12 protein-coding genes are annotated in these 13,252 nt (G+C 42.8%); all 12 read left to right on the top strand.

Annotated features, from left to right (window positions below):
* The first annotated feature begins 196 nt into the window (after nucleotides 1–196).
* The 12 genes from ylqF (at nucleotide 197) to IGI82_RS11595 (ending at nucleotide 13,231) form a co-directional block, all read left to right on the top strand.
* Nucleotides 197–1,063 (top strand): ribosome biogenesis GTPase YlqF, encoded by an 867-nt coding sequence (gene ylqF / locus IGI82_RS11650; protein WP_005229614.1) that lies wholly within the window; start codon nucleotides 197–199, stop codon nucleotides 1,061–1,063.
* Entirely contained in the window at nucleotides 1,047–1,811 is a 765-nt protein-coding gene (locus IGI82_RS11645) for a ribonuclease HII (protein WP_005229617.1), read from the top strand. Before ylqF ends, IGI82_RS11645 begins: the two co-directional genes overlap by 17 nt.
* Before the next feature lie 68 nt (nucleotides 1,812–1,879).
* On the top strand, nucleotides 1,880–2,758 hold the full coding sequence (gene dprA / locus IGI82_RS11640) for a DNA-processing protein DprA (protein WP_005229619.1): 879 nt from the start codon (nucleotides 1,880–1,882) through the stop codon (nucleotides 2,756–2,758).
* A 142-nt stretch (nucleotides 2,759–2,900) separates the two neighbouring features.
* Nucleotides 2,901–4,979 (top strand): type I DNA topoisomerase, encoded by a 2,079-nt coding sequence (topA, locus tag IGI82_RS11635; RefSeq protein ID WP_005229621.1) that lies wholly within the window; start codon nucleotides 2,901–2,903, stop codon nucleotides 4,977–4,979.
* 151 nt (nucleotides 4,980–5,130) lie between these two features.
* Nucleotides 5,131–6,432, top strand: coding sequence for an FADH(2)-oxidizing methylenetetrahydrofolate--tRNA-(uracil(54)-C(5))-methyltransferase TrmFO (trmFO, locus tag IGI82_RS11630; RefSeq protein WP_005229622.1), 1,302 nt, complete (start codon nucleotides 5,131–5,133; stop codon nucleotides 6,430–6,432).
* A 119-nt stretch (nucleotides 6,433–6,551) separates the two neighbouring features.
* Nucleotides 6,552–6,977 carry a hypothetical protein gene (locus IGI82_RS11625; RefSeq protein ID WP_010749390.1) on the top strand — a complete coding sequence of 142 codons (426 nt, stop codon included), beginning with the start codon at nucleotides 6,552–6,554 and terminating at the stop codon, nucleotides 6,975–6,977.
* Between the two features lie 13 nt (nucleotides 6,978–6,990).
* A complete protein-coding gene (locus IGI82_RS11620) occupies nucleotides 6,991–8,427 on the top strand; it encodes a flotillin family protein (RefSeq protein WP_438842251.1) in 1,437 nt (478 codons plus the stop codon).
* A 196-nt stretch (nucleotides 8,428–8,623) separates the two neighbouring features.
* Nucleotides 8,624–9,562 (top strand): tyrosine recombinase XerC, encoded by a 939-nt coding sequence (gene xerC, locus IGI82_RS11615; RefSeq protein WP_016621298.1) that lies wholly within the window; start codon nucleotides 8,624–8,626, stop codon nucleotides 9,560–9,562.
* 22 nt (nucleotides 9,563–9,584) lie between these two features.
* Entirely contained in the window at nucleotides 9,585–10,127 is a 543-nt protein-coding gene (gene hslV, locus IGI82_RS11610) for an ATP-dependent protease subunit HslV (protein ID WP_005229630.1), read from the top strand.
* Nucleotides 10,128–10,141: 14 nt separating this feature from the next.
* Entirely contained in the window at nucleotides 10,142–11,539 is a 1,398-nt protein-coding gene (hslU, locus tag IGI82_RS11605) for an ATP-dependent protease ATPase subunit HslU (RefSeq protein ID WP_005236820.1), read from the top strand.
* Between the two features lie 13 nt (nucleotides 11,540–11,552).
* Nucleotides 11,553–12,344, top strand: coding sequence for a GTP-sensing pleiotropic transcriptional regulator CodY (gene codY / locus IGI82_RS11600; RefSeq protein ID WP_005236817.1), 792 nt, complete (start codon nucleotides 11,553–11,555; stop codon nucleotides 12,342–12,344).
* Nucleotides 12,345–12,355: 11 nt separating this feature from the next.
* Complete coding sequence (locus tag IGI82_RS11595; RefSeq protein ID WP_315037706.1) at nucleotides 12,356–13,231, top strand: aldose 1-epimerase family protein; 876 nt, start codon at nucleotides 12,356–12,358, stop codon at nucleotides 13,229–13,231.
* The last annotated feature ends 21 nt before the right edge of the window (nucleotides 13,232–13,252 follow it).

The following is a 13,252-nucleotide window of genomic DNA, read 5'->3' as shown; positions in this document are numbered from 1 at the left end:
CGAAGCTTTTCCTATGCATCAGGTTGGAAAAAGAACTTTGATCCGCAAACAGTTCAGCTAGTTTGCTGCACTGATGGGTTTTTCAGACTCAAAAAAAGCAAGTAGCCTTCGTTCTTGTCACCTATAGACTACACGAATATAAAAACGACTGTCTTTTTTATCAATTCGAAGAAGTACCAAGGAGGAAAACGTTCAAATGACCATTCAATGGTTTCCAGGCCATATGGCGAAAGCCAGACGTGAAGTAAGTGAAAAATTAAAGTTCGTGGATATCGTTTTTGAACTCGTGGACGCACGCTTGCCGATTTCATCCCGCAATCCGATGTTAGATCAATTATTACAACAAAAACCACGATTGATCTTGATCAATAAAGCGGATCTCGCAGATCCCGTTCAAACCAAAAAATGGGAGCATTATTTCCAAGCACAAGGCTATCTAGCACTGGCAATCAACGCCCAAGACAATCAAGGGGTTAAAGCCATTGTTCCTACAGCAAAACAAGTCTTGAAGGAAAAAATTGCTCGCGACAAAGCGAGAGGCTTGAAGCCTCGTGCGATTCGAGCAATGGTGATCGGCATCCCGAATGTCGGAAAATCGACCTTGATGAACCGCTTAGTAGGGAAGAAAATCGCTCAGACGGGCAATAAACCCGGCGTGACGAAAGGGCAGCAATGGCTGCGTTTTGGGACTGATCTAGAGCTTCTAGATACGCCTGGGATCTTATGGCCAAAATTTGAAGATCCTGAGATCGGCAAGAAGTTGGCATTGACCGGAGCGATCAAAGACCAGCTGATCCATTTGGATGATATTGCATTGTATGGTCTTGATTTTTTTGCCCGCTATTATCCTGAAAGAATCGCGAATCGTTACCAACTAAAAGCGGAAGAAGAGGCGTTGTTAGCGCCCGATCTGTTGATGAAAATCACGGAAAAACGTGGCTATAAAGACAATTACGATCGAGGAAGCGAACTCGTTGTCTTCGACATTCGGCAAGGGAAATTGGGCCGATATACACTAGATCGAGTGGAGGAAATGGAAAGCCAAGATGAAACAACCGATTAAGACAATCAAAGAGCGATTATTTGATCCAGCTTTCAATGACCAAGCGTATTTGCAGGCGCTGCAAGCAGATGAACGAGCGGGGGTCCAAAAGCTGCTGCAACAATATGAGAAACAGCGAGTGAAACACCAGCTATTGCAGGAAAAATACGAAGAAATGATGCGTTTTGAAAACGAAGCATTTCAGCAAGGCGCCCGTTTTATTGCTGGTTTAGATGAAGTGGGGCGCGGACCATTAGCAGGACCCGTTGTGTCAGCTGCGGTCATCTTGCCTAAGGAATGTCAGATCTTAGGTCTAAATGATTCCAAACAGCTTTCTGCCAAGAAAAGAGAAGAGCTGTTTATCGAAATTCAAAACAAAGCCGTTGCTGTCGGTATCGGTGTGGTCAGTCCAGAAGAGATCGATCGGATCAATATCTATCAAGCCAGTCGTCTAGCAATGAAAGAAGCCTTGATCGACTTAGCAGTCAAGCCCGAGTATTTACTGATCGATGCGATGACGATCGATACGGAAATCCCTCAACAAAGCTTGATCAAAGGAGATGCCCGTTCCATTTCCATTGCCGCAGCAAGTATCATCGCCAAGGTATATCGAGACAATTTAATGAAAGATTTTCATGAAGTCTATCCTTTTTATGGGTTTGATCAAAATGCTGGGTATGGAACCAAAGTCCATTTAGAAGGGCTAGCTGCCCACGGAATCTGTCCTATTCATCGAAAAACATTTGCGCCAGTAAAACAATATCTATAAATTTCATCCATCCCTCTTTTTTTAGCGAATCTTATAAGTAAGATTACTAAGAAAAGAGGGCTTTGTTTATGAAGTATCAACAAGCAACAGATTTTGAAAAACAGTTGATAAAACTGTACTACTGTCAGGGAATTGGTCTGCAAGGTTGTTGGAAGATCATTTGGCATTGGTTGGAAACAAAAGAGATGAATTGTTCGCTGGAAGAGATGATTGCCATCGGGGTCCTTCCACAGCACCGTGCGGTTTTTCGGCGATCATGGGAGCGATTGACGGACGAACACATCGCACAAAAGATGGGCGCACAAAACTACCTCACTTTCTTCTCGGCGGAGTATCCGATGCTTTTACGACAAATCGCGGACCCGCCATTGATGCTTTTTTATGAAGGGAATCTGCAATTGCTACAAACGACCATGATTGGCTTTGTTGGTGCAAGAACGGCGTCCTTATACGCACGAAAAGTTTGCGAAAAGCTGATTCCACCTCTAGTGACGGAAAATTATACCATCGTTAGCGGATTGGCCAATGGTGTCGACAGCTTTGCCCATGAATCAGCCATCAGAAATCGTGGACAAACCATTGCTGTGATTGCTTCTGGGATGGACCATTGTTATCCGTCATCTTCCTACCGTTTGTTCCAGCAGATCCGTCAAGAACATCTGGTGCTAAGCGAATATCCCCACGATACCAAACCGCAAAGATACCACTTTCCGCTGCGCAATCGCATTATTGCTGGGATCTCAAAAGGGGTCTGCGTAATTGAAGCCAAGGAAAGAAGCGGTTCTTTGATTACGGCACAGTTAGCGATGGAAAACGGACGAGAAGTTTTTGCAGTGCCTGGTGAAATGATTTCGGATCAGTCAAAAGGTTGTCACCGCTTGATTCAAGATGGTGCAAAATGTACGATTAGCGTGTCGGATATTTTACAAGAGTTAGCCTTTTTTTGATTTTTCCAATCAACCTTCCTTGACAAACCTTTTCTTGAAAGCTATGATAAGCTACGATTTGTATGTTTCATCTGCATACGATAGGTTCACTGATTGATAGAATATAATAGTAGGAAAAATTCAGGAAGGAGCCATTCTTTATATGGCATATAAATATTTAGTAATCGTGGAATCGCCAGCAAAGGCGAAAACCATTGAAAAATACCTTGGACGAAATTACAAAGTCGTCGCAAGTGTCGGTCATATTCGTGATCTCCCTAAAAGTAAGATGGGGATCGATGTCGAAAATGATTATGAGCCTCATTACATTTCGATCCGTGGAAAAGGTGACGTGATCAAAAGTCTCCGTTCTGCTGCGAAAAAAGCTGAAAAAGTCTACCTCGCAAGTGACCCGGATAGAGAAGGAGAAGCCATTGCTTGGCATTTAGCTTTTCTACTTGGACTAGATTTAAAAGATAAAAATCGTGTCGTCTTTAATGAAATCACTAAAGATGCGGTCAAAGCAGCCTTCAAAGAGCCAAGAACGATCGATGTGGATCTCGTCGATGCTCAACAAGCACGGCGGATCTTAGACCGATTAGTCGGGTATTCATTGAGTCCGATCCTTTGGCGCAAAGTCAAAAAAGGGTTAAGTGCTGGACGTGTTCAATCGGTGGCGCTTAAGATCATTATTGATCGTGAAAAAGAGATCCGTGATTTTGTTCCTGAAGAATATTGGAGCATTGATGGAAACTTTAAAAAAGCCACGAAGAAATTCAAAGCCAATTTTTGGGGCTTAGATGGCAAAAAGAAAAAATTACCGAATGCTGAAAGTATTAAAGAAGTCACCGATCGCCTTTCTGGTAAAGACTTTCAAGTGACAAAGGTTGAAAAGAAAGAACGCAAACGGAATCCATCTGCACCATTTACCACCAGTAGTTTGCAACAAGAAGCAGCCCGCAAACTGAATTTTCGAACACGGAAAACCATGATGGTCGCACAGCAGCTCTATGAAGGGATCGCCCTTGGCAAACAAGGGACTGTCGGTTTGATTACCTATATGCGTACCGACTCGACGCGAATCGCTGACACAGCCAAAGGGGAAGCAGCCGAATTTATCGAAAACACCTATGGGTCAGAGTTCTCCGCTCACGGTGGCAAAAAACGCGCCAATGCACAAGGGGCACAGGATGCCCATGAAGCGGTAAGACCGACCAGTGTTTTGCGTACGCCAGAAGCCATGGAGAAATTCTTAGACAAAGACCAATTAAAATTGTATCGCTTGATCTGGTCTCGCTTTGTGGCTAGTCAAATGACGCCTGCTATTTTGGATACGATGAAAGTTACTTTGGATCAAAATGGTGTCATCTTTATTGCCAATGGTTCAAAGATCAAATTCAAAGGATTTATGCAGGTCTATGTGGAAGGTCGCGATGATGGCAAAGAAGACAAAGAGAACATCTTGCCAGAGTTAGTCGAAGGAGATGTCGTTCAATCCGTATCGATCGAACCGAAACAGCATTTCACCCAACCACCTGCTCGTTACAGCGAAGCAACGTTGATCAAAACCCTTGAGGAAAACGGTGTGGGTCGTCCTTCAACCTATGCACCGACGTTAGAAACCATTCAGCGGCGTTATTATGTGAAATTGACGCAAAAACGTTTTGAGCCAACTGAACTTGGTGAGATCGTCAATTCGTTGATCGAGGAATTCTTCCCGCAAATTGTTGATATGCATTTTACTGCTGAAATGGAAAATAGCTTGGATAGCATTGAAGCTGGGAAAGAAGAATGGGTCAAAGTTGTCGATCAGTTTTATCGCCCATTTGAAAAAGAATTGACGACTGCAGAAGAAAGTATCGAAAAAATTCAAATCAAAGATGAACCTGCAGGCTTTGATTGCGATCTTTGTGGTCATCCGATGGTGATCAAATTAGGCCGCTACGGAAAGTTTTATGCTTGCAGTAATTTCCCAGATTGCCGCAACACAAAACCAATCGTGAAAGAAATCGGCGTTGAATGCCCTGTCTGTCATCAAGGGCAAGTCGTTGAACGCAAATCGAAGAAAAACCGGTTGTTTTATGGTTGTACCCGCTACCCTGAATGTGACTTTACTTCTTGGGACAAACCAGTGGGTCGTAATTGTCCGAAGTGTGATAATTATTTAGTCGAAAAGAAAGTCAAAGGCGGGAAACAAGTCGTTTGTATCAAAGGCGACTATGAAGAAAATGTGCAAAAATAACTAGCAGGATATCCTGTTAAAAAAGAATCGGCGTATTCTCTTGAACGGTCAGCCTCATCGTTGGCTGACAAAAGAAAGCGCCGGTCCTTTTGATTAATACAAGCTGTTTCTTATGAAAAGAGACGAGCTTTTGAAATAAAAGGAGAGCACTATGAAAGAAATCAATGTTATTGGTGCCGGTTTAGCCGGAAGCGAGGCTGCGTGGCAAGCAGCGCAAGCAGGTGTCGCAGTAAATCTTTATGAAATGCGTCCTAAGAAGTCGACAGAAGCCCATCACACAAATAATTTTGCCGAGCTTGTTTGTACCAATTCACTACGAGGCAACAATTTAACGAATGCGGTCGGTGTCTTGAAAGAAGAAATGCGTCGCTTGGATTCAGTGATTATCACTTCTGCAGACAAAACAGCGGTTCCAGCAGGTGGTGCCTTAGCTGTGGATCGCGACGATTTTTCAGAGTTGGTCACCAAACGTGTCAAGGAGCATCCTTTAGTTACAGTCATCGAAGAGGAGATCACTGAAATTCCAGAAGGCATCACTGTGATCGCAACAGGTCCATTGACTTCTGAACCGCTCTCAAAAGCGATCCAAGCCTTTAACGGATCTGAAGGATTTTATTTCTATGATGCCGCAGCACCAATCGTTGACAAATCAACCATCAATATGGATAAAGTTTATTTGAAATCTCGTTACGATAAAGGTGAAGCAGCCTATCTGAACTGTCCGATGAATGAAGAGGAGTTTTATGCGTTTCGTGAGGCCTTGGTCAATGCAGAGGTGGCTCCTTTGAAAGAATTTGAAAAAGAAAAATTCTTTGAAGGGTGTATGCCGATCGAAGTCATGGCTGGTCGTGGTCCGAAAACCATGTTGTTTGGTCCGATGAAACCAGTTGGGTTAGAAGATCCGAAAACTGGCAAGCGTCCTTACGCAGTGATTCAGCTGCGTCAAGACAATGCGGCGGCTTCTCTTTACAACATCGTTGGCTTTCAAACACATTTGAAATGGGGCGAACAAAAACGGGTATTCCGGATGATCCCTGGCTTGGAAGAGGCTGAATTTGTGCGCTATGGCGTGATGCATCGGAATAGTTTTATGAATTCACCTGAGCTTTTGCAACAAACCTATCAATCGAAAAAACGTGAGGACCTCTTTTTTGCTGGACAAATGACAGGGGTCGAAGGATATGTGGAAAGTGCAGCCAGCGGGTTGATGGCTGGCATCAACGCTGCCAAACTTGCAAAAGGCGAAGCACCGATCATTATGCCACAAGAAACGACGATTGGTAGTATGGCGTATTATATCACCCATGCTGAAGGCAAACACTTCCAACCAATGAATGCAAACTTTGGGTTGTTGCCAGAACTTCCAGAGCGAATCAGAGACAAGAAATCCCGTTATGAAGCATTGGCAAATCGAGCGTTAGCTGCTTTAGAAAAAGCCAAGGAACAATTATAGGCACGATGATTGAAAACTTTCTTACTGATAATTGGTGAGAAAGTTTTTTTTTAATTTGTCTTGAAACTTTAATCAAGGTGACTTATGATAGACAGTAACAATGACAGAAGGTGGTGAAGATGGTGATCGGAGAATGGATTCATTTGATTCAAAACTATTTACAGCGTTTTCCTACAGTGATCCAATTTTTAGGTTGGCTGATCCTCTTGGTCGGGGTCATTTTCGTTGTCTTTGTTGCATTTAGTTTGCTGTTGGGGCCCTTTATGTGGCTCTACAATCGCATCACAGACAAAAACCGCAGCAATGTCATTAGCCGCAATGAGTTTGTGATCGGCGAACTGACGGAAAAGATTGTCGGAGATACAATCGGCGAAGTCATGGAAATAGGGAGTCAAGGTGCACGTTCTGTTTATCCTGCTCGTTTTTTTCGAGAAGAAGATCGTGAAAACAATGTTCGATTGCCAGTCGGCACCAAAGTCATCATTGTCGATTTTGATAAAAAAGGGATCGCGTTGGTGGTTGAAAGTAAAAATTTTATAGAATAGGAAGTGTTAGGTTATGGTGGATACAGGATCAGCAGTTGATTTTTTAAGTAATCCGATTTTATGGGGCGTTGTCCTCGTAGTTTTATTGATCGCCTTTTTGATGATACGCTACCGAATCGGAAAACCCGATGAAGCGTTGATCGTCACGGGATCGTTTTTAGGAAAAGAAGGCATCAAGATTTTAAAAAACAGTGGGACGTTTGTGATTCCTATTGTTCAAAAGGCACATAAATTAAGTTTACTGACCCACAAGTTAGAGATTGGGACACCAGAAGTTTATACAGAACAAGGCGTACCGATCAAAGCCAGTGCCACGGTATTAGTGAAAGTCGGCAACAGTACCGAGTCGATCAAGACAGCCGCTGAACAATACTTAGGCAAATCCACTGGTGAACTGGAAGATGAAGCCCAAGAAGTCTTAGAAGGTCACTTACGGGCGATTCTAGGAACGATGACGGTAGAAGCCATCTATAAAAACCGCGATGATTTTGCGGAACAAGTGCAAGAAGTTGCCTCTACGGACTTGAAGAAAATGGGGTTGGAGATCGTTTCGTTTACGGTCAAAGATGTCAGCGACAGCAATGGCTACTTGGATGCGTTAGGACGCCCTCAGATTGCTGAAGTGAAAAAAAATGCCGAAGTAGCGGAATCCAATGCCTTAAGAGAAACTCGAATCAAGCAAGCTGAGAATGAGCAATTGGCACAGCATGAAGAGATCCGTCGCCAAACAGAAATCGCAGAAGCGACAAAAGATATGGCATTGAAACAAGCACAATACAAACAAGAACGCGAAGTTGCGGATGCGAAAGCGGAACAGATCGCGGTCGGCGAACAAATGAAAGTTCAATTGATCGAACAAGAAAAAAATATCGAGATTCAAGAAAAACAAGCGGAATTGACGGAAAAAGAATTGAATGCAACTGTCCGTAAAAAAGCCGAAGCGGATAAATATGTGGTTGAACAAAACGCTTTAGCAGACAAAGCAAGAGAAATCGCACGAGCACAAGCGGAAGCGGAAAAAGTCAAATTAGCTGCCCAAGCAGAAGCCGAACGAATTGAAAAACTAGGTAGTGCCGATGCGGAACGGATCGCAAAAGTCGGTCAAGCCGAAGCGGAAAGCCGTGAAAAGATGGCGATTGCTTTGACCAAACTGAACGAAGCTGGTATTTTGATGGAGTTCATCAAAGTGCTGCCTGAAATCGCGAAAGAGGTCAATGCGCCACTGAGCAATATTGATAAAGTGGTTAGCTTTGGCGGCAATGATGGTCTTCAATCAATGGGGGAAGCTGGTTTAGCGCGAACCTTTGATACGATCAAAGAGACAACCGGATTAGACTTAGTTGGGTTAATCAATGACACGATGTCCACAAAACAAGGAAACAAAGAGCTAGTTCAGGCTGTATCTGAAAGCACTGGTTCGCATCAGCCAACAACTGATCCAATCGAATAAAAGCAAATAAGTGGAAACGTATCAGTCCCTCTTTCTTTTGAGGAGAGGGACTGGTACGTTTTTCTGGCGCATTTAACGGATCTTTCTGAACAATGATAAGAATCTTACGTAGATTCTTAGAAAGTTTTCACAATTATGTCTAAACTTTGAAATATTGATTAAATTCTGACAATTCATTTGTTTTTTTTTGTGGTCTATGCTAAAGTTATTTCGAATCATGAAAAGGGGGGTTAATTTGCAAACAGATCAGTTTCAAGAAGAGTTTTTTCGTTATCTTATTGTTGAAAGAGGGTATTCGAAAAAGACAAAAAAAGCGTATCAAGAAGATATGGGCGATTTTTTTCACTTCTTAAAAGAGTCTGGCAATGAAGACCCATTAGCAGTGGAATACCGCGATGTTCGCGTCTATCTAAGCTATTTGACGGAACGAGAGTACAGCCGTAATTCCATCAGTCGTAAAATGGCTAGTTTGCGATCTTTTTATCAGTTTCTAACCAAGCATGAGATCGTCAAAGAGAATCCTTTCGCCTACATTCATTTAAAAAAGAAAAACGCCAAATTGCCGCGTTTTTTTTATGAGAAGGAAATGGATGCTCTCTTTCAAAGTGTTGCTGGCGATGAGCCACTACAACAGCGCAATCAAGCATTGTTAGAAGTCCTTTATGGTTCAGGTTTGCGGGTCAGTGAGTGCAGCAGTCTCACACTGGGGGCAATCGATTGGGAAAGTGGCGTATTACTGATCCATGGGAAGGGGAATAAGGATCGCTATGTTCCTTTCGGTAGTTACGCACAAGCAGCAGTCAAACGCTATCTTTCCTCAGGACGCAAACAGCTGATGGAAAAGCAGAACAAGGAACACGAGATCCTTTTCGTGAATCATCTTGGTGACGGGATCACTGCAACTGGGATCGAATATGTTTTGAATCAAATCATTCGAAAAAGCAGTTTAGACAGTAAAATCCATCCTCATATGCTGCGGCATACGTTTGCAACCCATTTATTAAACAACGGCGCCGATATGCGGACCGTTCAAGAATTGTTGGGGCATGCCAATCTATCGACGACACAGATTTATGCGCATGTCACCAAAGACAGTTTACAAAAAAATTATCGCCAATTTCATCCACGCGCGTAAAATTGGTACAGGAGGAACATAAATGAAGTCAGAATTTCATTCAACCACCATCTGTGCGGTTGAAAAAGATGGGAAATTTGCCATGGCCGGTGACGGACAAGTAACGATGGGAGAACAGGTCGTTATGAAAGGAACCGCTCGGAAAGTCCGTCGAATTTACAACGGTGAAGTGATCGTTGGTTTTGCCGGCAGTGTGGCAGATGCCTTTACCTTGGAAGAAAAATTTGAAGGAAAACTAAATGAATACAACGGAAATTTGCAACGAGCTGCAGTAGAATTGGCACAAGAATGGCGGACGCAGCAGTCGATGCAAAAATTAGAGGCGATGCTGATCGTCATGAATGATAAGGAGATGCTCTTGGTCTCTGGGACAGGCGAAGTCATTTCGCCAGATGAAGGGATCTTAGCCATCGGTTCAGGTGGAAACTATGCCTTGGCAGCAGCCCGTGCGATGAAACGTTATGGCGGTGAACTATCTGCCAAAGAAATTGCTGAAGGTGCCTTGAATATTGCCGCAGACATTTGTGTCTTTACGAATCACAATATCATTGTAGAAGAGTTTTAAAGAGGGATGACGATATGACAAACCAAAACAAATCACCACGAGAAATCGTGAAAGAATTAGATGAATACATCGTTGGACAAACCAACGCCAAAAAATCAGTGGCTGTTGCTTTGAGAAATCGCTACCGCCGGCTGCAATTAGATGAAAAGATGCAACAAGATGTCACACCAAAAAATATTTTGATGATCGGACCAACAGGGGTTGGTAAAACGGAAATTGCGCGACGCTTAGCAAAGATCGTTGATGCACCTTTCGTTAAGTTAGAAGCAACGAAATTCACGGAAGTCGGCTATGTCGGTCGAGACGTAGAATCGATGGTACGTGACCTCGTTGAGAATGCGATCCAAATCGTGAAAAAAGAACAATATAAAAACGTGCGGATCCAAGCAGAGAAAAAAGCCAACCGTCGTTTAGTAAAAGTCTTAGTTCCTGGTATTAAAAAGGAACAGAAAAAGAATACCAATCCTTATGAACAAATGATGAATATGTTCAACGCCGCACAACAACCAGAAGAGCCAAAAGAAGAATTGACGGATGAGATTCGCAGCAACCGTCAAGCCATTTTTGAGCAATTAGAAAAGGGCCTTTTAGACAACCGGGAAGTGACGATCCAAGTCGATGAGCCGAAAAATCAAGCACCGATGATGAACAATGGCTTAGAACAAATGGGGATCGATTTGAATGAAACCTTAGGAGCATTGAAACCGCAAAAGAAAATTGAACGCACAGTAACCGTAAAAGAAGCACGAGAATTGCTGATTCAAGAAGAATCTTCAAAACTGGTCAACGACGCGGATATTCATAGTGAAGCATTACGTTTAGCAGAATCTAGTGGCATCATTTTTCTAGATGAAATCGACAAAGTATCTTCGAAATCACAGCAGTCAGGAGAAGTTTCTCGTGAAGGGGTGCAAAGAGATATCTTGCCGATCGTTGAAGGATCGCAAGTCAATACGAAATACGGAACCCTACAAACAGACCATATCCTTTTTATTGCTTCTGGGGCATTCCACCTGTCGAAACCAAGCGATCTGATCCCTGAATTGCAAGGGCGTTTCCCGATTCGTGTGGAACTAGATGATTTGACAAAAGAAGACTTTGTTAAAATTTTAACGGAGCCCAACAATGCCTTAGTCAAGCAATACATTGCCTTGTTAGGAACCGAAAATGTCAAAGTAGTCTTTACGATGGAAGCTATCGAGAAAATTGCCGAAATTGCTTATCAAGTGAATCGCGATACCGACAATATCGGTGCTCGTCGTTTGCATACGATTCTAGAGAAACTACTTGAAGACTTATTGTTTGAAGCATCTGAGATGCAAATGGGTGAAATTACCATCACAGAAGCGTATGTGGAAGAAAAACTTGCGTCCATCGCAAAAGATGAAGACTTAAGCCGGTATATATTATAAAGGGAGCGGACTAATGAAAACATTATTAGAAAAGACAAGACAAATCAACGAATTATTGCAGCAAAAAAACACCTTTAATTTAGCTTCTGATTTGCCTTACGACAAGATGGCTGTCATTTTAGGAAACATCCTAGACAGCAATGCGTATATTATTAGCATTGACGGTAGCGTGTTAGGTTTTGTTGAGAACCATGATGTCAATAATGAACGCATCAAAAAAATGTTTGTTGAAAAACAGTTTCCTAAAAATTATACAGATTTAGTCGATCACCTGACTTCCACAGAAGCTAATGTGCCAATCAGTGATGATATGACCGCTTTTCCTGTAGAAGGCCGTGAGTTGTATCCCAACGGACTAACGACCATCGTACCGATTTACGGTGCAGGGGAACGTTTAGGTACGATCATTCTTTCCAGAATCGATAAGTCCTTTGATGACGACGATTTGGTATTAGCGGAATACAGTGCGACAGTTGTTGGTATGCAATTCTTGTACCAAAAATCCCGCAGTATCGAAGAAGATGTTCGCAGTACCACAGCTGTTCAAATGGCAATCAACACCCTTTCATATAGTGAGTTGAAAGCTGTTCAAGCGATCTTTGAGGCATTAGAAGGCGACGAAGGTCGTCTGACCGCGTCAAGTATCGCTGATCGCATTGGAATTACACGGTCGGTGATCGTAAATGCTTTGCGTAAACTAGAGTCTGCCGGCATTATAGAATCCCGCTCTTTGGGGATGAAAGGCACCTATTTAAAAGTGCTTAACAGCCGCTTTAAAGAGGAATTGACGAAACATCAATATTAGGAGATGAGACCATGACAGTTACCATCACGGCGGGTCATCTGCAAGCAAAAATTGCAGAAAAAGGGGCTGAGCTACAAAGCTTAGTTGATACAAGCAATGACCTTGAATATATTTGGCAAGCTGATCCAAACCACTGGGGAAAGCATGCGCCAATCTTATTTCCGATTGTTGGCGCCTTAAAAGAGGACACCTATCAGCATGAGGGCAAAAGTTATCATTTGCCCCGTCATGGGTTTGCCAGAGACATGTTGTTTACTGTCGTTGAAAAACGTACAGACTATGCCTTGTTTCTATTAGAAAGTTCAACTGAAACCAAAGCGAAGTATCCGTTTGATTTTCAGCTGTATGTCAGTTACGAATTAGGCGGTGATGGCTTAGTCGTCAAATATCAAATAAAGAATAGCGGTCAAAAAGAACTATTCTTCTCCATTGGAGGACACCCTGCATTCAACGTCCCACTTGAAAAAGGGCTGACATTTGAAGACTACTACCTTTCTTTTTCTCCAAAAAAATCACGAGTGAAATTGCCATTAAAAGGCAATTATATTGATTATGAACAACGCACACTCGGTCAAACGAATACGGATTTGCGCTTGACCCACGATATGTTTGCAAATGATGCGCTGGTTTATGAAACGAAAGGATTGCATTCCTACTCGATTCGCAGTGAGAAATCGCCTCATAGTGTTACGTTAAGCTACAATAATATGCCGTATGTCGGTTTTTGGTCCACGTATCCCGTAAAATCGCCGTTTCTATGTATAGAACCATGGTGCGGTATCGCAGATACACTGGAAGCTTCCGGTGAGCTTTCAGAAAAATTGGGTATTCAAGCACTTTCGCCTGAGGAGTTATTTGAAACAAAGTACTCGATCACAGTCAAATAAAAGCAGGCAAAAAGAAGCTGA

Source organism: Enterococcus sp. AZ067 (assembly GCF_051715005.1).
GTDB lineage: Bacteria > Bacillota > Bacilli > Lactobacillales > Enterococcaceae > Enterococcus_D > Enterococcus_D casseliflavus.
This window is presented reverse-complemented; position numbering and strand designations above follow the sequence as displayed.